Annotated in this window: 24 protein-coding genes; 19 read left to right on the top strand and 5 right to left on the bottom strand. The window is 40.3% G+C overall.

Features of this window, described 5'->3' with window-relative positions; translation table 11 throughout:
- The first annotated feature begins 189 nt into the window (after positions 1 to 189).
- Both fdhF and H9631_RS03850 read left to right on the top strand, forming a co-directional pair.
- Complete coding sequence (gene fdhF, locus H9631_RS03855; protein ID WP_191810112.1) at positions 190 to 3,126, top strand: formate dehydrogenase subunit alpha; 2,937 nt, start codon at positions 190 to 192, stop codon at positions 3,124 to 3,126.
- A 5-nt stretch (positions 3,127 to 3,131) separates the two neighbouring features.
- Positions 3,132 to 3,632, top strand: coding sequence for a DUF1641 domain-containing protein (locus H9631_RS03850; protein ID WP_191810110.1), 501 nt, complete (start codon positions 3,132 to 3,134; stop codon positions 3,630 to 3,632).
- A gap of 151 nt (positions 3,633 to 3,783) precedes the next feature.
- On the opposite strand, the gene H9631_RS03845 is transcribed toward H9631_RS03850, so the two are convergent.
- On the bottom strand, positions 3,784 to 4,299 hold the full coding sequence (locus tag H9631_RS03845; protein WP_191810108.1) for a hypothetical protein: 516 nt from the start codon (positions 4,297 to 4,299) through the stop codon (positions 3,784 to 3,786).
- A gap of 32 nt (positions 4,300 to 4,331) precedes the next feature.
- Positions 4,332 to 5,438, bottom strand: coding sequence for a nitric oxide synthase oxygenase (locus H9631_RS03840; RefSeq protein ID WP_191810106.1), 1,107 nt, complete (start codon positions 5,436 to 5,438; stop codon positions 4,332 to 4,334).
- A 255-nt stretch (positions 5,439 to 5,693) separates the two neighbouring features.
- Between H9631_RS03840 and H9631_RS03835 the strand changes: the two genes are divergently transcribed.
- On the top strand, positions 5,694 to 6,122 hold the full coding sequence (locus H9631_RS03835; RefSeq protein ID WP_191810104.1) for a MarR family winged helix-turn-helix transcriptional regulator: 429 nt from the start codon (positions 5,694 to 5,696) through the stop codon (positions 6,120 to 6,122).
- A gap of 232 nt (positions 6,123 to 6,354) precedes the next feature.
- Here the strand turns inward: H9631_RS03835 and H9631_RS03830 are convergent, their stop codons facing one another.
- A complete protein-coding gene (locus H9631_RS03830; RefSeq protein WP_191810102.1) occupies positions 6,355 to 6,525 on the bottom strand; it encodes an aspartyl-phosphate phosphatase Spo0E family protein in 171 nt (56 codons plus the stop codon).
- 278 nt (positions 6,526 to 6,803) lie between these two features.
- Between H9631_RS03830 and H9631_RS03825 the strand changes: the two genes are divergently transcribed.
- From H9631_RS03825 to H9631_RS03815, 3 genes are all read left to right on the top strand, one after another.
- Positions 6,804 to 7,229 (top strand): GNAT family N-acetyltransferase, encoded by a 426-nt coding sequence (locus H9631_RS03825; RefSeq protein WP_225220834.1) that lies wholly within the window; start codon positions 6,804 to 6,806, stop codon positions 7,227 to 7,229.
- Between the two features lie 102 nt (positions 7,230 to 7,331).
- Positions 7,332 to 7,847 carry a YbaK/EbsC family protein gene (locus tag H9631_RS03820; protein WP_191810100.1) on the top strand — a complete coding sequence of 172 codons (516 nt, stop codon included), beginning with the start codon at positions 7,332 to 7,334 and terminating at the stop codon, positions 7,845 to 7,847.
- Between the two features lie 661 nt (positions 7,848 to 8,508).
- Positions 8,509 to 10,401, top strand: coding sequence for an ABC-F family ATP-binding cassette domain-containing protein (locus H9631_RS03815; protein ID WP_191810098.1), 1,893 nt, complete (start codon positions 8,509 to 8,511; stop codon positions 10,399 to 10,401).
- A gap of 176 nt (positions 10,402 to 10,577) precedes the next feature.
- On the opposite strand, the gene H9631_RS03810 is transcribed toward H9631_RS03815, so the two are convergent.
- A complete protein-coding gene (locus tag H9631_RS03810; protein WP_191810097.1) occupies positions 10,578 to 11,912 on the bottom strand; it encodes a nucleobase:cation symporter-2 family protein in 1,335 nt (444 codons plus the stop codon).
- A gap of 167 nt (positions 11,913 to 12,079) precedes the next feature.
- Here H9631_RS03810 and H9631_RS03805 point away from each other — a divergent pair, with 167 nt between their 5' ends.
- The 6 genes from H9631_RS03805 (at position 12,080) to H9631_RS03780 (ending at position 18,692) form a co-directional block, all read left to right on the top strand.
- Positions 12,080 to 13,054: an aromatic ring-hydroxylating dioxygenase subunit alpha gene (locus tag H9631_RS03805; RefSeq protein WP_191810094.1), complete on the top strand. Its 975-nt coding sequence runs from the start codon at positions 12,080 to 12,082 to the stop codon at positions 13,052 to 13,054.
- Between the two features lie 455 nt (positions 13,055 to 13,509).
- Positions 13,510 to 14,223, top strand: coding sequence for a class I SAM-dependent methyltransferase (locus tag H9631_RS03800; RefSeq protein WP_191810092.1), 714 nt, complete (start codon positions 13,510 to 13,512; stop codon positions 14,221 to 14,223).
- A 477-nt stretch (positions 14,224 to 14,700) separates the two neighbouring features.
- The gene (locus H9631_RS03795; protein ID WP_191810090.1) at positions 14,701 to 15,384 is read left to right on the top strand and encodes a response regulator transcription factor; all 684 of its coding nucleotides are present in this window, start codon (positions 14,701 to 14,703) and stop codon (positions 15,382 to 15,384) included.
- Positions 15,377 to 16,471, top strand: a complete 1,095-nt coding sequence (locus tag H9631_RS03790) for a HAMP domain-containing sensor histidine kinase (protein WP_191810087.1) — start codon at positions 15,377 to 15,379, stop codon at positions 16,469 to 16,471. The genes H9631_RS03795 and H9631_RS03790 overlap by 8 nt, the downstream gene beginning before the upstream one ends.
- Positions 16,472 to 16,543: 72 nt before the next feature.
- Entirely contained in the window at positions 16,544 to 17,380 is an 837-nt protein-coding gene (locus H9631_RS03785; protein WP_191810085.1) for a M15 family metallopeptidase, read from the top strand.
- Between the two features lie 298 nt (positions 17,381 to 17,678).
- A complete protein-coding gene (locus H9631_RS03780) occupies positions 17,679 to 18,692 on the top strand; it encodes an AI-2E family transporter (RefSeq protein ID WP_160707640.1) in 1,014 nt (337 codons plus the stop codon).
- 427 nt (positions 18,693 to 19,119) lie between these two features.
- On the opposite strand, the gene H9631_RS03775 is transcribed toward H9631_RS03780, so the two are convergent.
- Entirely contained in the window at positions 19,120 to 19,818 is a 699-nt protein-coding gene (locus H9631_RS03775; protein ID WP_160707601.1) for a universal stress protein, read from the bottom strand.
- A gap of 722 nt (positions 19,819 to 20,540) precedes the next feature.
- On the opposite strand from H9631_RS03775, the gene H9631_RS03770 reads away from it, so the two are divergent.
- From H9631_RS03770 to H9631_RS03740, 7 genes are read left to right on the top strand one after another with little or no spacing between them, the layout of a single operon-like run.
- On the top strand, positions 20,541 to 22,952 hold the full coding sequence (locus H9631_RS03770) for a Na+/H+ antiporter subunit A (RefSeq protein WP_160707599.1): 2,412 nt from the start codon (positions 20,541 to 20,543) through the stop codon (positions 22,950 to 22,952).
- Complete coding sequence (locus tag H9631_RS03765) at positions 22,939 to 23,361, top strand: Na(+)/H(+) antiporter subunit B (protein ID WP_160707597.1); 423 nt, start codon at positions 22,939 to 22,941, stop codon at positions 23,359 to 23,361. The genes H9631_RS03770 and H9631_RS03765 overlap by 14 nt, the downstream gene beginning before the upstream one ends.
- A 4-nt stretch (positions 23,362 to 23,365) precedes the next feature.
- Entirely contained in the window at positions 23,366 to 23,704 is a 339-nt protein-coding gene (locus tag H9631_RS03760; RefSeq protein ID WP_160707595.1) for a Na(+)/H(+) antiporter subunit C, read from the top strand.
- The gene (locus H9631_RS03755; protein WP_191810084.1) at positions 23,697 to 25,181 is read left to right on the top strand and encodes a Na+/H+ antiporter subunit D; all 1,485 of its coding nucleotides are present in this window, start codon (positions 23,697 to 23,699) and stop codon (positions 25,179 to 25,181) included. The genes H9631_RS03760 and H9631_RS03755 overlap by 8 nt, the downstream gene beginning before the upstream one ends.
- Before the next feature lie 28 nt (positions 25,182 to 25,209).
- Positions 25,210 to 25,692, top strand: a complete 483-nt coding sequence (locus H9631_RS03750) for a Na+/H+ antiporter subunit E (protein WP_018706896.1) — start codon at positions 25,210 to 25,212, stop codon at positions 25,690 to 25,692.
- A complete protein-coding gene (locus H9631_RS03745) occupies positions 25,692 to 25,976 on the top strand; it encodes a Na(+)/H(+) antiporter subunit F1 (RefSeq protein ID WP_160707591.1) in 285 nt (94 codons plus the stop codon). Before H9631_RS03750 ends, H9631_RS03745 begins: the two co-directional genes overlap by 1 nt.
- The gene (locus H9631_RS03740; protein WP_160707589.1) at positions 25,954 to 26,319 is read left to right on the top strand and encodes a Na+/H+ antiporter subunit G; all 366 of its coding nucleotides are present in this window, start codon (positions 25,954 to 25,956) and stop codon (positions 26,317 to 26,319) included. The genes H9631_RS03745 and H9631_RS03740 overlap by 23 nt, the downstream gene beginning before the upstream one ends.
- Positions 26,320 to 26,745 lie beyond the last annotated feature (426 nt).

The raw sequence follows: 26,745 nt of genomic DNA, 5'->3' as shown, positions 1-26,745 counted from the left end.
ACTATACTATATAGAAAGAAATGGTGTTGTTGCATGCCCTGCAACCATACTATTTATTGTTTATCATAGTGTTGGATTGGTTGTTTAGCAAGGTCTGTTAAAAAACTATTCCACCATGAAAAAATCGCCTGTAGGCCAGGTGTTTTTCATGGTGGATTTTTTATTTTGAAAGTGGAGGTGCACAATTAGATGATTAAGATCAACGGATCCAGTTATGATTTTCAAGAAGGTAAAACCATTCTTGAAATCATCAATGAAAATCAAATTCCTCACCCGCAAATTTGCCATCTGCCAGAAGTTGACCCAATTCAAACGTGTGACACCTGTATTGTGGAGGTTGATGGGCGTCTTGTGCGTTCCTGTGCGACGCCGGCAGCCCAAGGGATGGATGTATCTCTATCCTCGCCAAGTGCAAAAGCAGCGCAAACGGAAGCGATGGACAGGATTCTTCATAACCATCTTCTTTATTGCACCGTATGTGACAACAATAACGGGAACTGTAGAATCCATAACACTGTTGATCTGATGCAAATCGAACATCAGAAATATCCGTATGAACCAAAAGTTCCGGTAGAACAGGTTGACTACTCACACCCTTTTTACCGATATGATCCAAACCAGTGTATTACCTGTGGTCAGTGTGTTGAAGTGTGCCAAAATCTTCAGGTGAATGAGACGTTGTCAATCGACTGGGAAAGAGAGCGGCCTATGGTTCTTTGGGATGGAGGCTCAAGCATTAATGACTCGTCCTGTGTGGGATGCGGGCATTGTGTTACTGTATGCCCGTGCAATGCACTGATGGAAAAATCAATGCTTGGAGAAGCGGGGTTCATGACAGGGTTAGAGAATGATTTGCTCACTCCGATGATTGATCTGGTTAAAGAGGTCGAACCGGATTACGGCAGTATCTTGGCTGTGTCGGAGGTTGAAGCGGCTATGCGTGACACTCGGATGAAAAAGACGAAGACAGTCTGTACATTTTGCGGTGTCGGTTGTTCATATGAAGTGTGGACAAAAGGCCGCAAGATTCTAAAAATCCAGCCCGTCTCCGAAGCTCCGGTGAATGCTATTTCCACCTGTGTCAAAGGAAAATTTGGATGGGATTTTGTAAACAGTGAAGAACGGATCACTACTCCGCTAATTCGCAAAGACGATGCTTTTGTTGAAGCGACATGGGAAGAGGCATTGGATCTTGTTGTGAAGAATCTTGGCTCTATAAGAGAAAAGCACGGAAAAAATGGAGTGGGATTTATTTCTTCTTCCAAGATTACAAACGAGGAAAATTATGTGATCCAAAAATTGGCTCGCCAAGTGTTTGGAACGAACAATGTTGATAACTGTTCGCGCTATTGCCAATCTCCTGCGACAGATGGCTTGTTTCGGACAGTAGGTATGGGCGGTGATGCTGGTACAATTAAGGATATCGCGAAAGCCGGCTTAGTGATCATTGTCGGGGCGAATCCTGCAGAAGGACACCCGGTTCTTGCCACACGGGTGAAACGAGCCCACAAGCTGCATGGACAGAAGCTGATTGTTGCAGACTTGCGGAAAAATGAAATGGCCGAGCGCTCCGATATTTTTATCAGTCCAAAACAGGGAACCGACCAAGTATGGCTGATGGCGGTCACGAAATATATTATTGATCAGGGCTGGCATGATCAATCTTTTATCGATGAAAACGTGCATCACTTCGGAGAATTCAAAGAAATTCTCGAAAAATATACGCTGGACTACACTGAGAAAATCACAGGCGTGTCAAAAGAAACCTTAATTCATATAGCAGAGATGGTCCGTGATGCTGACGGTACTTGTGTGCTCTGGGGAATGGGAGTCACCCAAAATACAGGAGGCTCCGACACTTCAGCGGCCATATCGAATTTATTGTTGGCTACTGGAAATTATCGCCGTCCAGGAGCAGGTGCTTATCCACTCAGGGGACATAACAATGTGCAGGGAGCTTGCGACATGGGAACTCTTCCAGGATGGCTTCCAGGCTATCAGCATGTGACGGATGATATGGCCCGTAAGAAATTTGAAAAAGCATACGGGGTGGAAATTGAAGGCAATCCGGGCCTTGATAATATCCAAATGCTTCAGTCCATCGATGAGGGTAAAATGAAGGCAATGTATGTGGTTGGAGAGGATATGGCACTTGTTGATTCGAATGCGAACCATGTAGGTGATATGCTATCCAAACTAGATTTTTTGGTTGTTCAGGATATTTTCTTTTCGAGGACTGCGCAGTATGCCGATGTGATTTTACCGGCAGTTCCATCATTGGAAAAGGACGGAACTTTTACCAATACAGAAAGACGCGTACAGCGATTGTATCAGGCACTGCCAGAGCTGGGGCAGGCGAAAGCGGACTGGCGAATTGTTCAGGAGATAGCTAACCGGCTTGGAGCCGATTGGAACTACAGCCATCCAAGTGAAATATTTGCAGAGATGGCCAGCCTATCACCATTATTTGCTCAAGCTGATTACAGTGTCATTGAAGGCTGGAACAGTTTCTTATGGGGGAGCTTGAAAGGGGAGAGCACACCTCTTTTATATGTAGATGGCTTTAATTTCCCTGATAAAAAAGCGCGTTTTGCTTTATCCGATTGGGTGGAACCTGTACAGTTCCCTGAAGAATATGATTTGCACATTAACAACGGACGAATGCTCGAACATTTTCATGAAGGTAATTTAACGAATAAGTCAGATGGAATCCAGTCAAAGGTGCCGGAGATTTTCGTAGAAGTGTCTCCTGAGCTTGCTAAGGAGAGAGGCGTACAAAGCGGTTCATTAGTCCGGCTTGTTTCTCCGTATGGTGCATTGAGGCTGCCGGCGCTCGTGACAGGCCGCGTCAAAGGCAAAGAACTGTTTTTACCGATGAACTCGGTTAATAAAGAATCGGCTATTAACTTCTTGACTGGGCCTGCGACCGACCAGCGTACCAATACACCTGCGTACAAGCAGACGATGGTTCGGATGGAAGTGATCCAGAAAGAAGGAAAGAATCCGATGCCGAGTACGAACCATCGCAATAAAAAACGCCATCCGCAAAATGGAGTAGAGGTCCAGCGAAAATGGAAGCGTGAAGGGTATGTACATCTAACCGATGAATTCGAGAAGGTGAGGTAAGATCAATGGCGACTCCAGTTACGACGATCAAGAAAAAGAAGAAAACTGAAGAAGAAACCCGCCAAGAAAAGTTGGCAGAGCTCCAGTCATTGATTGCCGACCAGGAACAGGCGCTCAATAAGATTCTTGAAATTACCGGCGAGTTGGAAGATATAGGTGTCTTGGATGCTTTGCAGGCAATGGTGAAGGCCAAGGAGGACATAGCTAAAATAGCTCTTGCACAGGTGTCCCGCGAGCCTTTTACCAATTTGATTAATCATGTGATCAATACATCTAATGCTATTTCCGCGATTGACCCTGAAGTAACTGCCAAGCTGGCTGATGGCATCCAGTCCGGTCTGCGTGAAGCTGAGGCGGACAACGACAATCTAAAGGTAGGCGTCTTTCAATTGATGAAAGCACTAAATGATCCCGACATCAACAGAGCTATAAAGTTTGGGATGAATTTTTTAAAGGGAATGGGGAAGGAATTAGGAGATTCTAAGAAAAACGAAAGCGCCTTGTGACTTGCTCGCTTGCCACTAGCCTGTCCGTTGAAGCTGGACTAGAATAAATGTTTCCATAACAAGTTATACTTTTATTATTCACAAGGAAGAAAGTTTGAGAGAAATAGTATAGGCCCATTCCGGAGGAAGTTTGTATCCTTCGGTAATGGGCCTATTGTTTATTAAAATCATTTACATATGCAGGATACACTTTTTTTACAATGATGACCAGATTAATAACAAAAATTACACCATAAAAAATCCGAATCACGATGTGGGGAAGACCCAATCCTTGAGAGATACCATTAATATCACCGCCAAAACCTAAAGAAAGCAACGATATATATAGTGGATCAATCAGCATAAAAATAAATGTAACAAAATATAGCATTGATTTGATTGTTTTATTCGCTAAACCTAATATTTTCGGCATGTACAGATAGAGTAGATAACCTATAATGATTGTTGCCAGACTACTTAACCCTGAAAAAGATGCCAAAGTGAGTCCACTGATTGTTAAAGGCTCGGTTATTTGTATTTCAACGCCAAAAATGCCCATGAATCGGATGCTCTCAAATATTCCAAGATAATGAGCTTGAAGCACATGCAATCCCTCGTGAATAATTAAGTACAGAAGCATCCCGACAGCCATAAATAAATACCTGTTCAAAATGCTTTTCTTTTGCATTGATGGGCATACCCCCAGTGTTCTGGGGAGTATTAATTTTCCCCAGGATCGTCCTGATAAAAGTAATTCGGACTGATGATATCATTATTATAGGACTGATGGAAAATATGAGTAGTGGCAGGTGATAACGGAGGAATGAGCCAAGTCCAATCACCTGTGACAGCTCTACCATTTTCCAACTCGCTTTTCTCAAAGTTTTTAAATTGTTTTGCAGCGGTATGATGGTCAACAAGCGTTATACCGGCTTGATGGTAAGAGTGGAGCACTGCAATATTCAATTCAACCAACGCTTTATCGACCCAGAGCGAAAGGTTAGATTTTGTATCTAAGCCCATCAGCTTTGCGATTTCGGGCAACAAATTATATCGATCCTGATCAGCCAGATTTCTGGCTCCAATTTCAGTCTCCATATACCATCCGTTAAATGGAGCCATGGGGTAGTCAATGCCTCCTATTTCTAGACGCATACTAGAAATGATAGGAACGGCATACCATTTGACACCAAGATGGTCGAACCCCTCCAAATTTGGGTGGGTAATATCCACTTCCTTAATGAATTCTTTCGGGATTTCAAACAGCTTAGGCTCTTTACCATTTTCTTGGATGACGAGAGGAAGAACATCATAGGGTGTTTGATCACTGCGCCACCCCATCTGTTTACACATCTTCGTGAGCTTAATGGATGATGAATCGCCGACTACTTTATCCTCTTTTTCATATCCAGCGTAGCGGATTAGTTGATGGTTCCAAATTCTAATCGGGTCATTTCCATCTTTTCGTGGTGCAAAAATGGTGATGGCAGGGCGAATTTTGCCTTCATTTGTTGCATAATGAATATGATTTAATAACTTCTCAAAGGCTGCTTCGGCAGTCATGGTGTCTCGCGCATCAAAAACATCCAGTGTATGCCAAAGTAAGCGCCCAATACAGCGATTGCTGTTGCGCCAAGCCATTTTAGCTCCATGCGTTAATTCAAAGCTTTTATGGGTGTATGTACCTGTATTTAAAATTTCTTCCTGTATCTCCTCAATGCGGCTCATTTGCTCTTCTTTTGTCAAATTAAGCTCATTGTAACAAGTGTGAATGAATTTGGTTGCTTCTATAAGCAATGCTGTATCATTTTTAGTAGATAAAGCCATTATGATCAACTCCGTACTATTAATGTACCATTGATAGGGATGAAAACTCTGATAAAATGAGCCGATTTGTTGAACCTTTTTTTAAAAAAAGATGGAAAAGGAGGAAGATGTTAAGAGGAAACAATATTGAAGGGGCAATCTCAGAAGAGTGCCGGTAAAGTATCTAGCCCTTATTGACAATTGAAGCTGATTGTTTTATAAGTTTGATAAACCAAACTATAAAAGGGATGTTCATTAAATATACGGGGTGAGTCGATGAAAGAGTATCTAAAAGTTATTGAACAAATAAATGAGACATTTGATCAGTTCAAGATATTGGTTGCTCAAGAACTAAAAGAAGCCCAACATCTGAAAAGCTTTGATTTAACCCCGCAGCAGGAAATAATGATGTTTTATATCATTCGAAATCAGCCGGTGACGTCCAACGACATTGCTGCTTATTTAAATATTTCCAAAAGTGCGGTCAGTCAGGTTATCCCAAAATTGGAAGAAAAACAAATGATTAATCGTCATGTGAACCCAGCCAATCGTAGGGAGATTTATATTACTCTTGGTTCTCGGGGACAAGAATATTTACAGCTCCTCAACCATATTGATGAGCTGCTTGTAAGGAAATATTATTCAAAGGTGACGTTAGAAGAGCTTAGAGACGTACACGCTATATTAAACAAAATAGTTGAGTAGTGGGCTGAGCTGGAAAAGAAGTTGCAACACTAAAGAGTTTGAATAACCGCCCGATTTTATTTGATTTACAGAAAAAAAGATGCCTCCCCTTTTCTTAAGTTTTGAAGAACAATAGACTCATGATAGCAGAGTTGATTTATAGTATTTCTTTAGGCTTGATGGTAACTACACAAAAGTATTACTTCCTATGTTTGATGGACCAAGGTCATTGCAGGAGGGAAAGGTGTATTTATTAAGATGTTAACTGGTATTTGTTTAACGCATTATCTAGCTTTTGGCTTAATTCGATCGTCTTTTGATTAGTTAATCCTTTAGTAGAGCCGTAGATCATCATTTCTTTTCTAAGTGAGTAGATTTCGTCTAGCAAAGTTTGTTTTCGTTTGTTGTTAGTCGTTTTCTCCATCATATTAATTCTCCTTAGTAGTTTTTGTATCTGTGCAGCTGGGGAATTATTAGTAAAGCTACACAGGAAAACCAAAAAAAATGGAGATCAAAGCTAGAGGTGAGATCCCTCCCGGCGTTGATAGGATGTATTGATTATACCATATGTTGTTATTATAAATCTACATATATACAACATATAGATGTGTAATTTTAAGATTTTTCCGGATTTTCCTAAAGTTTTATAATGATTGAGCCTATTCTGATAAAATAGAAGTGCGAAAGAGAGGAATCTGCCAATTGATAACAATAGAAGAACTTTGTACAGAAGAAGAGGTTGTGAAAATTTTCCCGCTCATGAAAGACTTGCGGCCATTTTTGGATGAAGAGCGTTTCCGTGAGATTTGGCGTGCAATGCAACCGGATGGATACAGGATTTATGCGATGTATGATGGTGGAGAAATTGTTGCTTTCACTGGTATTCAAATTCGCACCAATATGTATTATTTCCGTCATGTATTCGTGCACGAGCTTGTGACGAGGTCGGATATCCGTTCGAAAGGGTACGGAAAGCAGCTGCTCACATTTGTCCATGAGTGGGGGCGTGAGCATGGCTGTGTGACGGTTGCTTTGGAGTCGGCTGTATCACGAGAGGACGCACATCGTTTTTATGAAGATAAGATGGAATATGACCGTTTTTGCTACTCGTTTAAAAAGGCTCTCTAATAAAGGGGTTTTGTTCCGTTAATATGAATATAGACTCGGAAAATGGTGAAAGTGGATTAGGGAAGAACAAAATAATATAGAAAAAAAGAAAGGATGAAAGACTTGTCACTTGAAAGTGTCAAAGCTCATTTCAAAAAATGGAATTATGAAGATCGGATAATGGAGTTTGAATCATCAAGTGCCACTGTGGAACAGGCGGCGGAAACAATAGGAGTCATTCCGGCACGGATCGCTAAGACTCTTTCTTTCAGAGGAGAGGAAGATCAGGCGATTCTGGTTGTTGCTGCTGGCGATGCCAAGGTTGACAATAAAAAATTCCGGCATTTATTTAATTTTAAAGCTCGGATGCTTACCCCGGATGAGGTATTGGAACAGACAGGACATGCCATTGGCGGCGTTTGCCCTTTTGGATTGGCGAATGATTTAAAAGTATATTTAGATGTTTCCCTAAAGCGCTTTGAAAGCGTGTTTCCCGCATGTGGAAGCACAAATTCAGCCATCGAGCTTTCGTGTCAAGAGTTGTATGAGTACTCTTCTGCTGTCACATGGGTAGATGTATGCAAAGGCTGGGAGGAAGAAAAGGAGCAAAAGTCAGGCGCAATCAGCAGTCAGTCTTGATTCAAAACGGAGGTTCCTCATTTTAACTTCATTCAGCAGAAGTCTCCTATTTCAGTTCAGTGGAGTTTCGAACCCTGGTTGAATAAAGTGAAAGCCTCTGGCAGATGCCACAGATTTTTAGAGCAGAGCTTGATAGAATCTGGGCGCAAATACGCCAAGGCGCATTTGATTATGGTTGAGGAACCTCTAATTTATTGTTGTAAATTTGTGTAGGTAAGATAACTGTTGTAAAAGTTAAAGATTCATCAAGACATTGGGAGTCTAATCTAGTTCGCCCCCTCAATTATTATAAACTTTCCTTCAACTACTTCCCATAATTCCAACCATACAAAGCAGAATCTCTGAATTTGAATTATAATAAATTATGAGGCGTTAAAGGGTTTTTACCGTGATGTGTGCATTTCAGACCTCTCAGATGTAATAAATTTTAACTTCATTAGGCAAAAGTCTTCGGCTTTGTAAGTGGCGAGATGAAAGCTTATTGGCGTTGCATTCAGTGGGGTTTCAAACCCTGGGTGCAAATACGCCAAGACGCATTTGATGAAGAAGTTACATCTGAATAATAAAGACGGTTTTCTATCAGTTTGATCTTATATATTTAGGCACGAAGCCGGGAGCAGGCAGGGTGTCGGCAGAATAACATTTGAAAGGGGCTGGCATAATGCTGACTGTTGAGGATTTACATAAATCTTATGGAGATAAGGTTTTGTTTGAAGGTATTAACTGCATCATTCGTGATCGTGAACGGATTGGATTAATCGGCGTGAATGGAACGGGGAAATCAAGCTTTTTGAAAATTGTCGCTGGAATTGAGAGTCCAGATCAAGGGGAAATCAATCATGCCAAGGATTACCGGATTGAGTATCTGGCTCAGGATCCGGAGTTTGACTCTGACCTGACGGTTATAGAACAAATCTATTATGGAGAAGCGGAAATTATGAAAGCGATGCGCCAATATGAACAGGCGCTTCAAAAGCTAGAATATGAGCCGGAAAGTGAAAGGGCGCAGGAGCAATTGTTTTCCATGCAGCAGAAAATGGATGAGTTGGAAGCGTGGGATGCCAGTGCTCAGGCAAAAACGATCCTATCTAAGCTGGGTATCCGACATTTTGATCAAAAAGTGAGTTCATTATCCGGTGGTCAAAAAAAGCGGGTGGCCATTGCAAAAGCATTGATACAGCCAGCAAATCTGTTGATCCTTGACGAGCCAACGAACCACCTTGACAATATTACAATTGAATGGCTGGAAAAGTATTTGGCAAGCTATCCTGGTGCCTTGCTGCTTGTCACGCATGACCGCTATTTCCTTAACCGTGTAACGAACAGGATCTACGAGTTAGATAATGGAGAGTTATATTCGTATGAAGGAAATTATGAATTTTTTCTTGAGAAAAAAGCGGAACGTGAAGCGGAGGAGCGATCAAACCAGCAGAAACACGCCAATACATTACGGAGAGAGTTAGCATGGCTTCGACGCGGGGCTCAGGCCCGTTCTACGAAACAAAAGGCTCGGATTGACCGGGTCGAACAAATGCAGGATCGCAAATTCAATATAAGAAAAGAAGAAGCAGCTTTCCAAGTTGGAACGAGCAGGCTTGGAAAAAAGGTCATTGAACTGAAGGGTGTTGGAAAGAGCATTGGTGGCAATATGCTGATCCATTCTTTTAATTATCTGCTCAAGCCGGGCGATAAGATTGGAATGATTGGTCCCAATGGTGTTGGAAAAACGACACTTTTGAATATTATGGCGAAGCGGATTGTCCCGGATGCCGGAGAAGTTGAAACGGGTGAGACTGTAAAAATCGGATACTATACCCAAGGTGATGAGGAACTGGACGGCGACCAGCGCGTCATTGATTACATTAAAGATACAGCAAGCGTCATTCATACGAAAAACGGGGAAGCTATTACAGCGGAGCAGATGCTGGAACGGTTTCTATTCCCGCGCCCGTCCCAATGGACATATATACGAAAACTTTCTGGAGGAGAAAAGCGAAGGCTTTATTTGCTAAAAGTATTAATGACAGAACCGAATGTCTTATTTTTGGATGAGCCGACAAATGATTTGGATACCCAGACGCTTGGTGTATTGGAAGATTACCTCGAAAATTTCCCTGGGGTCATCATCTCGGTATCGCATGACCGTTATTTCCTTGACCGGGTTGTCGATCGTTTGCTTGTCTTCAAAGGTGCAGGCATTATTGATGAATTTTATGGGAATTACAGTGAATTTTTAGATTCAGCTTCTGAGGAGCCAAAACTTGAAACGAGTAAAATACAAGCTACGGTCAAGCAGAAGCCAACTAGTAAAAAGCCTGCGAAGCTCAGTTATAAAGATCAAAAGGAATGGGAAATCATCGAAGATGAGATAGCCAGACTCGAAGAACAGATTGAAGAGATCGGTGAAAAGATAGTGGAAGCCGGCAGTGATTCTGAAAAAGTACAGGAACTGTTTACTCGACAACAGGAAGTCGAAACCGCATTGGAGCAGAAGATGGAGCGGTGGGAGGAGCTTTCTCTGCTGATTGAAGAATTGGCACAAAGTGATGTATAGAGAAACCAGAAAAATGGAGAAAAGCGGCGGAACCCCCGATATATGAAGGAAGAAGATGTCCAGAGAGATATGTGCCCGTTAAAAACACTTACCTTAGCAGCTCAAATGCAAAATCAGTCGAAGAAAACAAAATACTCGTTTTCTTCGACTGAATCATTTAAGGGGCTTTATCATAATTAAACAGCTTCTTTTGTCTGATTGGCCCCATTTCTTTTGTCTGGGATCAATAAGTTCAATAATACCGTTGCAAGTGCTCCAACAGTGATTCCGGATGAAAGGATGTAGTTCGCCCAATCTGGAACAGCATACAGGACTTCCTTCGGCAAGATCGTTACTGCAATCGTGAGTAAAATCGGTACACCAATCACAATCATATTACGGTCATCGATATTAATTGGCTGGATGACTTTCATACCATTCGTCACAATAGCTACACAAACAATGCCAAAAATCCCATTGATGACCGGCTCAGGAATACAGGTGATGGCTGTTGAAAGCTTTGGAATCAATCCAAGACAGACAAGAATGAGCCCGCTCATCAGTACAACCATGCGGCTTGCAACACCGGTGATGGCGAGAAGTCCGGCATTGGAAGAGTATCCTGTCAGTGGTGTGCTTCCGAATAAAGATCCGATAAGACAGCCGAGCCCTTCGCCGACAGATGCCCGGTTCAGACGTTTTTCGTCCAGTTCCTTACCAGTGACAGAGGAGACTACGAACCAAGTTCCGGTTGTTTCCATTAATATAATAAAATAAACAAATATCATTGTAATAATAGCGCTCATATCAAAAACAGGTTTTCCAAATGGAAAGAACGTTGGAAGGGCGAACCAGCTTGCTTCTTTTACCGGAGAAAAATCAATATTTCCAAAGAAACTAGCGGTAATCGTTCCAACAACAATAGCTACTATGACCGACACAAGTCGGAAAAAAGTTCCCATGCCAGGCAGCCTGCGACCAAGAAGCATACAAATAACTAGAACGCCAGCGGAAACTGCAGCTATAGTGGTATTTTCACCTATATGGCCTTCTGCAAGGAAAATATTATTAAGTCCGATTGGCATCAAAGCGATTCCTACTATAATAATAACTGTTCCTCCAACTAAAGGAGGAATGATTTTTCTTACCGTTTTTGCGAATACTTTTAATGGATAACCCAAGATTGTAATGAGGATAGCTCCTGGAATCAAGCTTCCTGCGATAGCCCCAAGCCCAAGTTTGCTGCCGACTGCGGCAATTGCACCGATCGGTACATATGAAGGACCTTGGACAACAGGCAGTTTGATTCCAGCTCCTGTTTGGATTAATGTCGCCAATCCGGTTGCCAAAAAACACATTTGCACAAAGAAAGAAGTGTTTTCGGCACTTAATGAGAGAAGGCCAGCTATGATGATAGGTGCTATATATAAATCCATTGCAAGTACATGCTGAAGTCCGAGGACAAAAGCCTTGGGATAACTTACTTTATCATCAACACCGATAATGATGCTGCTTTCCGACTTATTTTCCATTGTATCGCTCCCTAATTCTATTTTGATTACTAATTATATATAAAAATGATTAGCTTGTATATGGTAAAAGCGAACATTAACACAATTTATACACAATTAGTTCGTGTTTAACTGCCATTTTTTATTAAAATAAGATTTAAGATATGCATTTTAGGAGGACTTGAAACATGTTGCAGGATAAAGTGCTGCAGGAGGACTGGCTTGTCGCCTGCCGATCAACAGATGTAAAAGAAAAACCAATTCAAATCATGTTAATGGGAGAGCGTCTGGCAATCTTTAGAAATAGCAAAGGTGTTCATGCTTTCAAAGATCTTTGTATCCATCGGGGAGCAGCCTTGTCATTGGGAGAGGTCAAAAATGATTGTCTCGTTTGTCCTTACCATGCGTGGGAATTTGATGAGAGTGGTGATTGTGTCAAAATTCCACAGTTGCCTGAAGGAAAGTCGATTCCGAAGAAAGCAAAAGTTATTCGCTATTCCTGTATAGAGAGATATGGATTTATCTGGGTTAATATTGCTGGAAATCAACCAGACATTTTTCCATATCCTGAAATGGATGGCACAGAATTCCGCAATGTCATTTGGGGGCCGCAAGAAGTGCAGGCCAAACCACCGCGTATTATCGAAAACTTTCTTGATGTCGGTCATTTGGCTGTAGTACACCAAGGATATTTAGGAACGGAAACACATCGTGAAATAGAAAATTACAAGGTAAACCATAAAGATGGCCGCATTTACTCTGATGAGATTGCTATTTTCCAACCGGACCCTGACGGATCAGGCCAGGAAAAATATGTGTATTACACTTACGAAATCCTGCGACCTTTCACTGTGCGATTTACCAAACGGGACCGTGAAAATGAGACACTCATGACCATTCTGCTTACTGTTCGTCCAGTAGATGAAGAAACTTCCATTGCCTATGGCATTTTATCATTCAATTATGAAACAGGATTGTCTGATGAGGAAATCACGACGTTCCAGGATGAAATTTTCTCTCAAGATAAACCGATTGTTCAAAACCAAAAACCGGAAGAACTTCCGCTAGATTTGCAGGTCGAACTCTCCCTAGTTTCAGACCGTGTGAGCATTGCCTATAGACAGTACTTGAAGGAACTGGGAGTTATATTGGGAACTGCATAAAGTTGAAGAAGCTCCTGCTACGTTTGTGGCGGGAGTTTTTTGGATTAAGTTTCAAAAAATCCTCGTCTATATTGTTTGCTAACTCATCGTTTAATAGAATATGATGGATTCTCATTTCTGGTGGATAAATAAATATTCAATCTGGATCGGTTCCCATGGATAGGATTTGCGGTTATAGCGTTTGTATGGTCTGGATTTGATAAAATGACATTTATTTTTGGATGTAGTTGGATGTTGATTGGGATAATCATAGGAGCTATTAAATCAAAAGGTTATAAGGAATTGCCTCCTACATTATAAAAAAATGCAGAAAAATATTGCTGCTGAATGATAAACAGTTTTTTGGGAATCAGAACTCCTTTAGTGTGCTAAAGGGGTCTGACCCCAATTTTGGAGGCATTTGCCGCCTTTTTGAATACCATATAGGAGACTTTAAACAAAAGGCGGTAATGCAGGTGGAAAGCACATATTTGAATTGCTTGGCCTTGTTCGGGGTTGGAGGTGCCCATCCTGGAGGGCTGAATCTTACAAGAAGAATGTTATCGAAGGAAAAAATGGATGCATCCACGAAAGTACTAGATGTCGGTTGTGGAACGGGACAGACATCAGCATTAATTTCAAAACAGTATCAATGTCAAGTCACAGCGTTGGATTACAATAAAATGATGTTAGAGAAAGCCAAAAAAAGATTTCAATCGATGAATCTTCAAATCGAAACTCAGTATGGAACTGCAGAAAACCTTCCTTTTAAAAATGGCTCTTTTGATCTTCTTCTTTCTGAATCCGTCACTGCATTCACAGATATCTCGAAAACAATTCCAGAATATAAGCGGGTTTTGAAGCCAAACGGCGTTTTATTGGCCATTGAAATGATGCGTGAAACAGATATTTCTGAAAAGCAAATGAAGGAAATATTAGACTTTTATGGAGTAAGGCAATTGCTTAGTGAGCAAGAGTGGCTTGCCCATTTTGAAAAAGTCGGCTTTGAAAAAATCGAAGTGGAAAAAGTTGAGCTCCACCCCGATATTCAAAAAATGGACGTTTCCAATGATTATTCTCTTTCAAAGGATATAGATCCTTCATTTTATAAAATCTTTGAGAAACATCATCACTTATCCATTCTTTATAAGGATATTTTGGGCTGTCGTATATTTAGGTGTAGTCTATAGTTTGCGAAGAACTTCCTATATGCTGGGAGTTGCTTTTTGGAAATTTTAAAGTTCGTTAGCGCTTCTACTATTTAATTAATAAAGAAGGCGTTATTTAAACTTTTAGAGCTCGTGCTTTAAGTAAAAGAGCTTTTAAGGGCTCAGTCCTATCAAATGAAAAAGCAGATGACTCTCTGGAAGATTAATAGCAATAATAGACTCGAAAGGGAAGTGCCGTGAAGCTGGGTTAAAATGAGTGTAAAGGTATATGGAAACATTCGAGAATTTACAACAGGAATGAAGTGCCTTCAGGGTGCTTCATTTTTTGTTAGAAAAAATAGAAGTATAAAGAAGTGAAGTTATCTAGTGCTGGATAAGGATTAGGTCAAATGCAGTGATGGCTGAGAACTGCAACAGTGTAAATTTGAGTAAAAAATAAAATTATACATGTGCTAATATGGGGAAAGAAAGTTTAATTTTCAAGGCGGTGACGGGCAAGTGACTACAATTTTAGTGGCTGATGATGATAAGGAGATTGCGGACTTGGTGTCCTTGCATATGAAAAAAGAAGGTTATCAGCCTATTACTGTTTTTAATGGTATTGAAGCGCTAAAAGTCATACAATCTCAAAATGTTGACTTAGCTATATTGGATATTATGATGCCAGAAATGGATGGATATGAGGTCGTGCAGAAAATAAGGGAGCAAAATCATCTGCCAGTGATTTTTTTGAGTGCCAAGGCATCGGACTTGGATAAAATTACTGGCCTTGTCATGGGAGCAGATGATTATATGGTAAAGCCATTCAATCCGATGGAACTGGTAGCTCGGGTAAATGCTCAGCTTAGGCGTTCAAAACTGATAGAACATTCCATGGGGAAAAATGAACTCATTACTGGCGGCTTGGTTTTGAATTCAGATGAACGGACAGTAAAGCTGTATGGTGAACTCATCGAACTAACACCCAAGGAGTTCGATATTCTATATCTGTTGGCGAGCTACCCAAATAAAGTGTTCAGTACAGAAAATATATTTCGAAATGTTTGGGGAGAAGCCTATTATGGAAGCAGCAACACGGTTATGGTACATATTCGTGGACTAAGAAAGAAGTTGAAAGAGAATCAAAACAAAAACAAGTTCATCAAAACTGTTTGGGGAATTGGGTATAAGTTTAATGGGTAAATTTCTTCAAAGCTTTCGAACTCAAATGATCATCCGTCTTTGCATGAGTATGGCTGCCGCTGGAGGTCTTACATATGCACTGTATAGAATTCTTCAGTTTTATTATCAATCAGAGGTGAAGGCGGAGGATTCTCTTGCACAAATTCGTAGAATGATAGCTGCTATAGGGGATATTAATTTTTTTCTTCTCATTTTTGTACCACTTTCAGTTGTGTTTTTCTTTTTTCTAACAAAGTCTTATAGTTCCTTTTTTAAGGAAATTTCTACAGGAATTCATCAGCTTGCTAATGGAGATTTTAATACTCAGATACAGATTAGAACGAATGATGAACTCGGCGATATTGCGGGGGATGTTAACAGAGCAGGAGAAAAGTTGAAGGAGTCATTAGAGAGAGGGGACTTTGCGGAGAGCAGCAAAGATCAATTGATTGTCAATTTGGCCCATGATTTACGTACACCTCTAACCTCCGTATTAGGCTACTTGGATCTGATTTTAAAGGAAAATAATCTAACTGAAGACCAAATCAAGCACTATTTGAAAGTCGCTCATACCAAGTCTACTCGACTGGAAAAACTCATTGATGAACTGTTTGAAGTTTCGCGGATGAATTACGGGATGTTAAAAATGGAAGAGGAAGCATTAGATCTCGGCGAATTGCTATTACAATTAAAAGAGGAGTTTTACCCCGTATTTGAAAAAGGACGATTAACAGCCAGAATGGATACTGTACCTGGATTACATATAAATGGGGATGGAGAAATGCTAGCGAGGGTATTTGAAAATCTTTTTTCAAATGCAGTGCGTTACGGTACTGACGGTGAATTTATTGACATTAAGGGGCATGTCGAAAATGAGTATGCTGTCGTGGAAGTGATTAACTATGGGAATTATATCACTCCGGAAAGCTTAGACCATATTTTTGATGTCTTCTATACAGGTGACAGATCTCGATCTGTTAATGATGGCGGCACGGGGCTTGGTCTGTTCATTGCTAAAAATATCGTCGAGCAGCATCAAGGCACCATTACTGCTAAAAGTGATCTAGTCCAAACTATGTTTGTAGTACGCCTTCCTTTAAAAACTTAAGAAAAACTTAATAATATCTTTTCGTTTTCTTAAATAATCTTTCCTACGATGGACTTGTAGGAGGACGATTATATGAAAAAAGCAGTTTTAACTATTTTATTGTTACTTTTAATCATTGCAAAATACATATATTCACAACCAAAGATTGATATTAGGGAGCCGAATGAAAAATTTTTGGGGTCCACCATATCGATTGAAAAGGGACAAATTTACTCAGGGCATCTATTATTGATCAATCAGGGCTATCCTGTGCAGGACTCCGGAATCATGAAGGACATCATTCATTTATCCGACAATACCTTTTTAGTACAAGGGTATAGTTTGTTACAGCCAGATATACGATTGTCCGAACATGTTGCGAATGAATTTTCAAAGATGATCAAAGCCGCCGCGAAAGATGGCATCGATGATTTTATGATAAATAGTGGGTATCGAACCTTTGAAGAACAAGAACAACTTTACTTGGAGATGGGGACAGAATATGCAATGCCCGCAGGCTTCAGCGAACATAATGCAGGGTTATCTTTGGATATTGGTTCATCCAAAATGAAGATGGAAAACGCGCGTGAAGGAAAGTGGCTGGAAAAGAACGCATGGAAGTATGGATTTATCCTGCGTTACCCTAAGAAAAAAGCAGCAATTACAGGAATACAATATGAGCCATGGCATTTCCGATACGTTGGTTTACCGCATAGCGCTGTCATCCATCAGAAAGATCTTGTCTTGGAACAATACCTGAAGTATATAAAAAAGAAAAAAACTATAATGGTTCATTTAAATGGGGAGGAGTACGAGGTATCCTATTATCATTTAGCGGATCAAGCCTCCATTGATGTGGAGGTTGGCAATACGTATGAGGTATCGGGGGATAATATGAGCGGTGTCATTGTTACCAGTTGGGAGCTGTGAATCTTTTATCCGGAAACATGTTAACATCAATAGCACCTAACAATTGTCTTGGTCTACTTCACCGATAATTGATACATCTGAACGTTATCACTCAAACGACAATAGAAGCATAATTCCATCAGCACCTTTAATTGAAGCCCCACATTATTACTATCAATTAAAGGGTCCAGCCAAAACGGACAATTATTCGATGATTTTATAATTTTATTTCAAATTCCATTTAATTTTTCTTGTAATCCTTTGCTTAAGTAGGTGATAATTAATAATAGAAGATTTACAGCAAGGGGAAATGTATTTGATGGATGTAGCAGCCTTTTTTCAGAAAAAGGGAGTAAAACGTATTATCATCTTCGCGCTGATTGTTCTAATTCTATATAGCTTGAGAAGTATGATTAATTTGATTTTGCTGACCTTTATTTTTTCATATTTAATGAATCGTCTTATAGAATTTACAGCCAAACGGATTCCTGTCCATAGGCGGGTGCTTGTACTGATTATGTATGTAGCAATAGTAGGTATACTTACGTATGGGCTGGTAACATATTTCCCTATTATCACCGCGGAAATTAGCCAGCTGATTGTACAGATCACTGCATTTTACTCGCAGCCTCATGACAATGCCATTTTAAGTTTTATTGAGACAATCATATCTAAAAATCAGATTGCGGCTTATTTGGAAAATGGGTTATCGTTTTTGGTGAAATCTTTTACAGATATCAGTAAGACGAGCGTCCAAGTGATTATTGCTTTAATATTGAGTCTCTTTTTCTTATTGGAAAAACCTCGTTTGAAGGAATTTACGGCCAAATTTAAGTCGAGTAAGTTGGCACCGTTCTATTATGAAATTGAGTTTTTTGGAAAGAAATTCACTCGTACATTTGGGAAAGTAATTGAGGCACAATTTGTCATCGCTCTTGTCAACACGCTTTTGACGATCATTGCGCTGACTATTATGGGCTTTCCACAACTATTTGTTTTAGCGATTATGGTTTTCTTCCTCGGCCTTATCCCGGTGGCTGGGGTTATCATTTCCCTCATTCCACTTTGTATGATTGCTTACACAATCGGCGGTTTTATCAAAGTTCTTTATGTTGTGATTGCTATAATGATTATTCATGCGGTGGAAGCTTATATACTGAATCCGAAATTGATGTCGGCGAAAACCGATTTGCCAGTATTCTACACGTTCATCGTTTTGATATTCTCGCAAAATTTCTTCGGTGTGTGGGGACTGATCATTGGAATTCCTGTATTCGTATTCTTGCTGGATGTTCTAGAGGTGACGAATAAGGAACAAGGGGTCAAGCTATAGCCGAAAAAAGAAAGGTCTACAGTAAAATAAACTGTAGGCCTTTCTTTTTTAGAGTGAAGAAAATATAAAATTAGATACTTTGTTCGAATTAAGAATTAAAATGTCTAACTGCGACGCACAGGAAGTGCTAGTGCAAGCGAGCCGACAGGACGTCGCGGTCTGAGCCTGCCGACGCACAGGAAGTGCTAGTGCAAGCGAACCGACAGGACTTAAAGTGCCAACGTTCGCCACAGGGACGTGGCACTTTAAGTCCATCGGTGCAAGGAACAAGTCACGCGGAGTTTATTCAGTAAGATGTGCTCCTGCGGCACAGCTTCAAGGATGCTTTTCATGATGTAATTGAATGAGCAGCTCCTTAGGAATACCCACGGTAAAATTCCCTTTGTGCTTGTCGCCAAGGCTGTGCACCTTTCCCTTTTCTTATGCTTTACTTTTTTTGATTTTTTTCACCATAAAACTTGACGTTTCTCGGTGTTTTCATCGGCTCGGTAATTTTATTATCATGGACTTGAACTTGGTATGTTTTCCCGTGGTACACATACTTAAATATTCCATTATTAAAATCAGTGCCAATCTCTTTATAAAAAATACCTTCGTAGCAAATTTCTCTCATGCAGGAAAAACTTAGAACATAGTCATCTCCTTCTTTGAGAAGGAAGCATCGTACACCACCCTCAAAAGCGGAATCTTCCTCTGTTTGCACAGTGCGGTCGAAAGATACGATATGAATATCAATGAAGGACATCACTCTCAAAAGGACGTTGACAAAGGAGCCTTTTGTTATTTCTTCCCATCTGTTTTGTGCAGTTTGCCCGATGATAATTTGGGTGATATTGTTTTTATGCGCAACCTCTGCAATGGCTTGAGCAGCAGGACGCGTTTCATTATCCATGAGTATGAAATCCTCTGCACCCAATTCCTCGGACAACTCTGTCCACCTATCAATATACCCAGATTTTTCTGCATCGAATTCATCATATGGAAGCGGATCAACAGTCAAAATATAGAATGGACAATCCAGCATGTTTGCCATTTTAGCTCCACGCTTGATCAACCGTTCTCCATTTGGACCATAATACACGCAAACAAGAATACTCTCGTCCATACGACCCCTTCTATTTTTCACGACAATATTCACCTCTACATCACATTTATGGCTGATAGCGAAAGTTAATCTGTTTATCCAAAGTGTAATTTTTAAGATGTACTTAGCTTTCTTTCACCTGAATTATTGGAAATGGCCTTTTTATTTTCTGCCCGCTCAATTCTGAAAAGTGCAGACGCTTGATGTTTAGTGTATAATTTAAAAAGAAAAGCTCACACAAATCACCTACAGTGACGTTTCGCAGTTCCTCAAAATAAGTTTTTTTTAAATTACATCACATGGTTTAAAACAGCAGGTCTCCAATATTAAAAGATTCCAAAGGGAATTTCATACTCAATCAGTAAAGATTGAATACCTCTCATTCCTTTAATGATAAAAAAATCCAACTTTGAAGGGCAACTGCCACACATGGTGCTTTGAAGAGGCCCCTAGCTTTATCCAAAAGCATTTAAACATGCTCAGTCTATGCAAATTTTATGAAGCTTATAGAAAGAATAAATACTGCTTTCTGGAATTTGTTTGCACTAATTGAGGAACACGCGTTTTTTTAGAGAGCCTTATGGATTCTCATTATCCCGTTTGCAGAGGTAAGAGTCAAGAGATGAAAGGAGTTTTCTATGTTAATGAGAAATTAAAAGTATTGTATGAATTCCATGTTGTATTTGTATAGTACAAAATAATGTAAAGTATAGATAAATTTTCGACAGCAAGTGCAAATTGCGCGATGAAAGTGAGGTCTGGTTTTGGTAACTTTGAATCTGATCATCATGATCCCTTTTCTGGCTGCCGTTCTGATTCCTGTATTATATAAGAGAAAAGCTCCTATACATATAGGCTGGTCTGTGTTCTTGGTTCCGGTAGCTTTGTTTGTAACACTTGCCCGTTATATTCCTTCCGTGGCAAAAGGAGAAACCTATTCATATTCGATAAGGTGGATCCCTTCTTTTGATATTAACTTTACTACATATCTTGATGGACTTAGCATGATTTTTGGACTTTTGATCACTGGTATTGGAAGCCTAGTTATCCTCTATTCAATTTACTATTTATCCTCAGAAGAATCTTTAAAGCACTTTTATATTTACTTGCTGCTGTTTATGGGCAGCATGCTTGGTGTAGTTTTTTCAGATAATTTAATGGTTTTATATGTTTTTTGGGAACTTACAAGTATTTCATCATTCCTGCTCATTGCTTTCTGGTTTCACAGAAAGAGATCAAGATATGGCGCACAAAAAGCCATGTTGATAACTGTATGCGGCGGGTTGGCCATGCTTACCAGCTTTATCATGATTTATTTGATGACTGGTACGATGAGTATGAGAGAGATTTTAACGGCTGTTGATATTCATCATCCGTTGTTTACTCCTGCCTTGGTCCTATTGTTGATAGGTGCCTTCACAAAATCAGCTCAGTTTCCTTTCCATATTTGGTTGCCGGATGCAATGGAGGCGCCCACGCCAGTTAGTGCTTACTTGCATTCAGCCACGATGGTCAAAGCGGGTATTTATTTAGTTGCCCGGTTTACGCCTGTTTTCGGTGGAGAGGAACTTTGGTTCTTGCTCGTGACGGGGATAGGTCTTATAACGCTATTTTGGGGGTCCTTCTCGGCCGTTCGCCAAACTGATTTAAAAGCTTTATTGGCATACTCTACGATTAGTCAACTGGGATTAATCATGAGTCTGCTTGGAATTGGATCAATTTCCTTGAGTTTGGATTCGGATGTAAAGACAATTATATATACACAGGCGACTTTTGCAGGACTGTTCCATCTGATCAACCATTCTACATTTAAGGGAGCCTTGTTTATGGTTGTGGGCATTGTTGACCATGAGGTTGGAACAAGGGATATACGACGGTTAGGCGGATTGATGTCTTTTATGCCTGTTTCGTTTACGATCGCAATCATTGGTAGTTTTTCAATGGCTGGTTTGCCGCCTTTTAATGGTTTCCTAAGTAAAGAAATGTTCTTTACTGCTATTTTAAGCATAACCAGTTTGGATTTTTTTTCACTGGAATCTTGGGGTTTTCTTATTCCCGTGATTGCATGGACAGCCAGTGTTTTAACATTTGTTTACAGCATGATTATCGTTTTTAAAACCTTCTTAGGAAAAAAACATATTGACGTTGGAGAACGCGAAGTACACGAAGCACCTGCTGGTATGCTGATTCCACCAGGTATTTTAGCCCTGTTAGTTTTGGTTATTTTCTTTTATCCGAATATGGTAGGCGACTTTTTGTTACGTCCGGCTATGCTTGGTATTTTTCCTATGCTGGCGGATACCGGTGAATTAAGTCATTCAATATCTATTTGGCATGGTTTTAATACAGAGATTTTTATGACTATCGGTGTGATTGCTTTCGGAGCTCTACTTTATCGATACATGAAAAGGTGGAAAGGAGTTTTTAAGCTTTTTCCAACTTCATGGTCATTTGACACTCTTTATAACAATACTCTGCTAAGGCTGGAGAGTAGTTCTACTGCCTTTACTAGATTTTATATGACTGGAGCTCTCCAAGATTATTTCCGATATATTTATCTCTTTTTCATATTAGCCATTGGGGGAACTTTATTTATGACAGGAGCTTTTTCTATTGACCAGATACAATATGCACCTGTCCGCTTATATGAGTGGGTTCTTGTTCTAGTTATGCTGGCTGCAGGCATCGCTATCCCGTTTGTCACAACAAGGGTGACAGCCATGCTGTTGAATGGGGTCCTAGGCTATGGAATCGCCGCGTTGTTTGTTATCTTCCGTGCCCCAGATTTAGCCCTAACGCAAATTGTCGTTGAGACAGTTACAACTGTATTGTTTTTGCTTTGTTTCTATTTCTTGCCTAAGTGGGAAAGAGGGATGGATAAGTCAACTCCGAGGGTGAAGTCGATCAATCTGCTTATCTCGATTTCGGTAGGTGCGATTTTTGTCATGACGGCACTTTCCGTTCAAAGCGGTAAATTATTCAATACCATTTCCGGCTTTTTTGAAAAAGCAGATGAGTTAACAGGCGGAAAGAATATTGTCAATGCGATTTTGGGAGATTTTCGTGCTTTCGATACAATGCTTGAAGTTGTTGTTCTTTTCATAGCAGGAATCGGCGTATTTACATTGACAAAGTTAAAATTGGGGAAAGGGAGAGAAAACATTGAAGATCAATGATGTCATCCTAGAGACAGTAACGAAGATCGTCGTATTCATTATATTGACTGTCGCCGTGTATTTGTTTTTCTCTGGACATAACAGTCCCGGAGGCGGTTTTATCGGTGGCCTTGTCCTTGCCTCAGCCTTTGTCCTGCTGCTTCTTGCCTTTGATATAGAAACAATCCAGAAGGGAATCCCTTTTGACTTCAAGCGGGTTGCAGCCTTAGGAGTGTTTATTGCGGTAACAACTGGATTAGGTGCCATTGTTTTTGGGCAACCTTTTTTGACCCAGGCTTTTTCCGCTTTTAACCTTCCTTATTTTGGAGAAACTGAATTGGCAACGATCACTCTTTTTGAAGCAGGCGTTGCCTTGGCGGTTGTTGGTGTGGTTGTTTCGATCATTCTAAGTATAAGTGAGGATGTTTAAGTTTATGGAAATATTAATCACTATTTTGTCTGGCGTGCTTGTTACAGTGGCAACCTATTTAATACTTTCCAAGAATCTTTTGCGTGTCATATTGGGATCGGCTATTTTATCTCATGCCGTTCACCTTCTTTTGATGGTAATGGGCGGATTGAAAAAAGGAACAGTGCCGCTATTGGGTGAACAGCCAAATACATATACGGATTCACTTCCGCAGGCTCTTATTTTAACAGCTATCGTCATTAGTTTTGCTGTCACTGCAGTTTTTCTTGTCTTGGCTTACAGGGTGTACCAAGAAACAGGGATTTCTCGACAGGCTTTGTTAAGAGGTACGGAGGATGAATAATATCATTGTCTTTCCGATGGTTCTTCCCCTTTTGACCGGGATTTTTCTTGTTTTTCTCCGAAAATACATACGATTGCAGCGTTGGATAAGTATAGGAGTCATGGTCTTCGTAGCAGGCCTCAGCGTATACATTTTGAATCTTATTCAGGCCGAGGGAATTCTCCGTCTTGATTTTGGCGGATGGCAACCTCCTTTTGGCATCTTGTTCGTGGCAGATTCTTTCTCGGTACTGCTTGTGTTGACGGCAAGTATTGTTACCGCAATTTGTCTGTTATATGCTTTCTTTTCCATTGACCGTGCCAGAGAAGAAATGTTTTTTTACCCATTTGTTCTTTTTATGGTTGCAGGTGTAAACGGCTCATTTTTAACTGGAGACATTTTCAATCTGTTTGTATGCTTTGAAGTCATGTTGCTCGCCTCATATATATTGATATCTCTTGGGGGGACGAAGATTCAATTAAAGGAATCGGTAATTTATGTAGCGATAAATGTTCTTTCTTCTTGGTTTTTCCTAGTGGCTGTTGCCTATCTGTATGGTACAGTAGGAACCTTGAACATGGCTCATTTATCCCAGCGTATTGCTGAATCCGGGCAAACACCGATTCTTACCGTTATTAGTATATTATTTTTACTTGTATTTGCTTTGAAAGCAGGAATGCTGCTTTACTTTTGGCTGCCGGGATCTTACAGCGCCCCTCCGACAGCTGTGGCTGCCTTATTTGGAGCATTACTAACCAAGGTCGGAATTTATTCCATGTTTCGTCTATTTTCACTTGTTTTTTATCACGAACCGCAGATCACCCACACATTGATTGGAATCATGGCAGGATTGACATTGATAGGCGGCAGTCTGGGAGCAATCGCATATAGGGATATTCGATTGATTATTTCTTATAACGTCATCATTGGGGCAGGGGTTATTCTTGTCGGGCTTGCTATTTCAACACCTTCTGCTATAGAAGGGTCCATCTTTTATCTCATTCATGATATGGTTTCAAAAGCCTTATTATTTTTGCTGGCAGGCACGATGATCGCTCTTACTGGCCACGCAAAAATGAACAGGGTGAGCGGTCTTATTCGCAATTATCCAGTATTGGGTTGGCTGTTTTTCATTGTCATGCTGTCTCTTGCTGGTATTCCACCATTAAGCGGGTTCCTGGGAAAAGTCCTGATTAGTCAGGGAGCAATTGAATCGGGTTCTTATCTACTGCTTGCCCTTTCACTGATATCGAGTCTTTTTGTGCTGTATTCACTATTACGCATTTTTAAGCAGTGCTTTTGGGGAGAAACGACAATCAGTGAGGATGGAGAGGTTCCACTTAGAAAAGGCATGTTGATTCCCAGCGTATTGCTTGCTGCTGCATCAGTTGGACTAGGCTTGGGGTCAGAACTGATAGTTGGGTATGTTCGGGATGCTGCTTTTACTCTTTCGAATCCAAATATTTATATCGAGGGTGTGTTGATTCAGGATGAATAATGATATGCGTAAAAGGGGAGGAATGCAAATGCCTGCTCAATTTATACTTAATTTATTCATCGCTTTTTTATGGATGGTTTTAAATGATGAGGATGAGTTAAGGTTTTCTACATTTTTCATCGGCTTCTTGGCAGGAATCGTGATTGTTTTTCTTATGCACCGCTTTTTTGGACAGCAGTTCTATCTGCAGCGTTTTTATTATGTTATAAAATTGATTTGTATTTTTAATTGGGAACTGTTTCTATCTGCATTTTTGGTGATGAAGCATATTGTCAGCCGAAAAGTGGATGTGAAACCGGGGATATTTTCATATAAAACCGAATTGAAAACCGATTGGGAAGTAACCACACTTGCTATGCTTTTGACTTTGACCCCGGGATCGGTTGTGATGGAGGTTTCACCAGAAGGGAATGTGTTCTACATTCATGCGCTGGATATAGAGCGGTACAAAGATACGTTATTACGATCTTTAGGCAAATTTGAAAAAGCAATTATGGAGGTAACTCGATAATGATTGAAATGATGCTGACTACAGCTCTTGTTCTTTTTGCTTTAGCGATAGCTATCGCTCTTTATCGCATCATCAGCGGTCCATCTATTCCTGATCGGGTTGTTGCAATGGATATGATTGTCGTAAATCTTATTTCTGGAATTGCTGTCGTTTCCGTTTTACTTAAAACAAAAGCATTTCTTGAAGTAATTCTTATTTTGGGCATCCTTGCATTTATCAGTACTATTGCACTCTCAAAATTTATCGAGAGAGGTGTTATCATTGAACGTAAGCGAGATGGATGAATTTATTGGAGCATTTCTTATTTTGATTGGAGGAATTATTTCGGTCATTAGTGCAATGGGCATCATTCGGTTTCCGGACGTTTATACAAGAGCTCATGCAGCAACAAAAAGTACTACCTTGGGTGTACTGCTCTCTCTTGTTGGAGCTTTCATTTACATTTGGATGACCGAAAATTATATCAGTGTTCGGCTAGTGTTAGGGATTGTATTTGTATTTATCACTGCTCCGGTATCGGGACATCTGATTATCCGTGCTGCTTATCGGTCAAAAGTAAATATGACCGAGGATACGGTCGAGGATGAATTGAAGGCGATTTTAGATAAACAAACAGAAGTTCATTAATGGTATAAATAGTCCCATTGTAATTATGCAATGGGCTTTTTGCTCTTGAGTAAGAAAGAATAAAATCAGATGAAATGTTTAGTTCGAATTAAGCTTCTCTGTGTCTAACTACGCCGTACAGGAAGTACAAGTGTAAGCGAAGCGACAGGACGTCGCGATTTGAGCTTGCTGCTCCTGCTCAAGTGTCACCGAAGCCACAGGATGTGGCAGCTTAAGGTGACCAAGGATCAAGTCACGCGGCAGTTTACTTAGGAAGAAAGTGCTCCTGGGCACAGCTTATTCAAGGTAGAATTCTCTCGTCGCAAGGCAACATGAAGCAACTCAAGGAAACTTTTTACGATATAATTGAAATTAGCAGCTTTGCTCCTGCGGCTGAGAGACTGCCTCATCAAAACTCGCCTTGTCCTTTTCTTGATTGTGATGAAA

This window comes from Bacillus norwichensis (assembly GCF_014836955.1).
Lineage (GTDB): Bacteria > Bacillota > Bacilli > Bacillales > Bacillaceae_C > Siminovitchia > Siminovitchia norwichensis.
Note: the sequence above shows the minus strand (reverse complement) of the source record. Positions and strands in the feature narration are given on the sequence as shown.

Bases quoted from the DNA above. Each gene is read 5' to 3' on its own strand.
- H9631_RS03760 (WP_160707595.1), top strand. From the start codon at position 23,366: ATGGAAATATTAATCACTATTTTGTCTGGCGTGCTTGTTACAGTGGCA.
- H9631_RS03810 (WP_191810097.1), bottom strand. From the start codon at position 11,912: ATGGAAAATAAGTCGGAAAGCAGCATCATTATCGGTGTTGATGATAAA.
- H9631_RS03835 (WP_191810104.1), top strand. From the start codon at position 5,694: ATGAAAGAGTATCTAAAAGTTATTGAACAAATAAATGAGACATTTGAT.
- H9631_RS03750 (WP_018706896.1), top strand. From the start codon at position 25,210: ATGCCTGCTCAATTTATACTTAATTTATTCATCGCTTTTTTATGGATG.
- H9631_RS03850 (WP_191810110.1), top strand. From the start codon at position 3,132: ATGGCGACTCCAGTTACGACGATCAAGAAAAAGAAGAAAACTGAAGAA.
- H9631_RS03830 (WP_191810102.1), bottom strand. From the start codon at position 6,525: ATGGAGAAAACGACTAACAACAAACGAAAACAAACTTTGCTAGACGAA.
- H9631_RS03805 (WP_191810094.1), top strand. From the start codon at position 12,080: ATGTTGCAGGATAAAGTGCTGCAGGAGGACTGGCTTGTCGCCTGCCGA.
- H9631_RS03840 (WP_191810106.1), bottom strand. From the start codon at position 5,438: ATGGCTTTATCTACTAAAAATGATACAGCATTGCTTATAGAAGCAACC.
- H9631_RS03780 (WP_160707640.1), top strand. From the start codon at position 17,679: ATGGATGTAGCAGCCTTTTTTCAGAAAAAGGGAGTAAAACGTATTATC.
- H9631_RS03785 (WP_191810085.1), top strand. From the start codon at position 16,544: ATGAAAAAAGCAGTTTTAACTATTTTATTGTTACTTTTAATCATTGCA.
- H9631_RS03755 (WP_191810084.1), top strand. From the start codon at position 23,697: ATGAATAATATCATTGTCTTTCCGATGGTTCTTCCCCTTTTGACCGGG.
- fdhF (WP_191810112.1), top strand. From the start codon at position 190: ATGATTAAGATCAACGGATCCAGTTATGATTTTCAAGAAGGTAAAACC.
- H9631_RS03790 (WP_191810087.1), top strand. From the start codon at position 15,377: ATGGGTAAATTTCTTCAAAGCTTTCGAACTCAAATGATCATCCGTCTT.
- H9631_RS03815 (WP_191810098.1), top strand. From the start codon at position 8,509: ATGCTGACTGTTGAGGATTTACATAAATCTTATGGAGATAAGGTTTTG.
- H9631_RS03745 (WP_160707591.1), top strand. From the start codon at position 25,692: ATGATTGAAATGATGCTGACTACAGCTCTTGTTCTTTTTGCTTTAGCG.
- H9631_RS03845 (WP_191810108.1), bottom strand. From the start codon at position 4,299: ATGCAAAAGAAAAGCATTTTGAACAGGTATTTATTTATGGCTGTCGGG.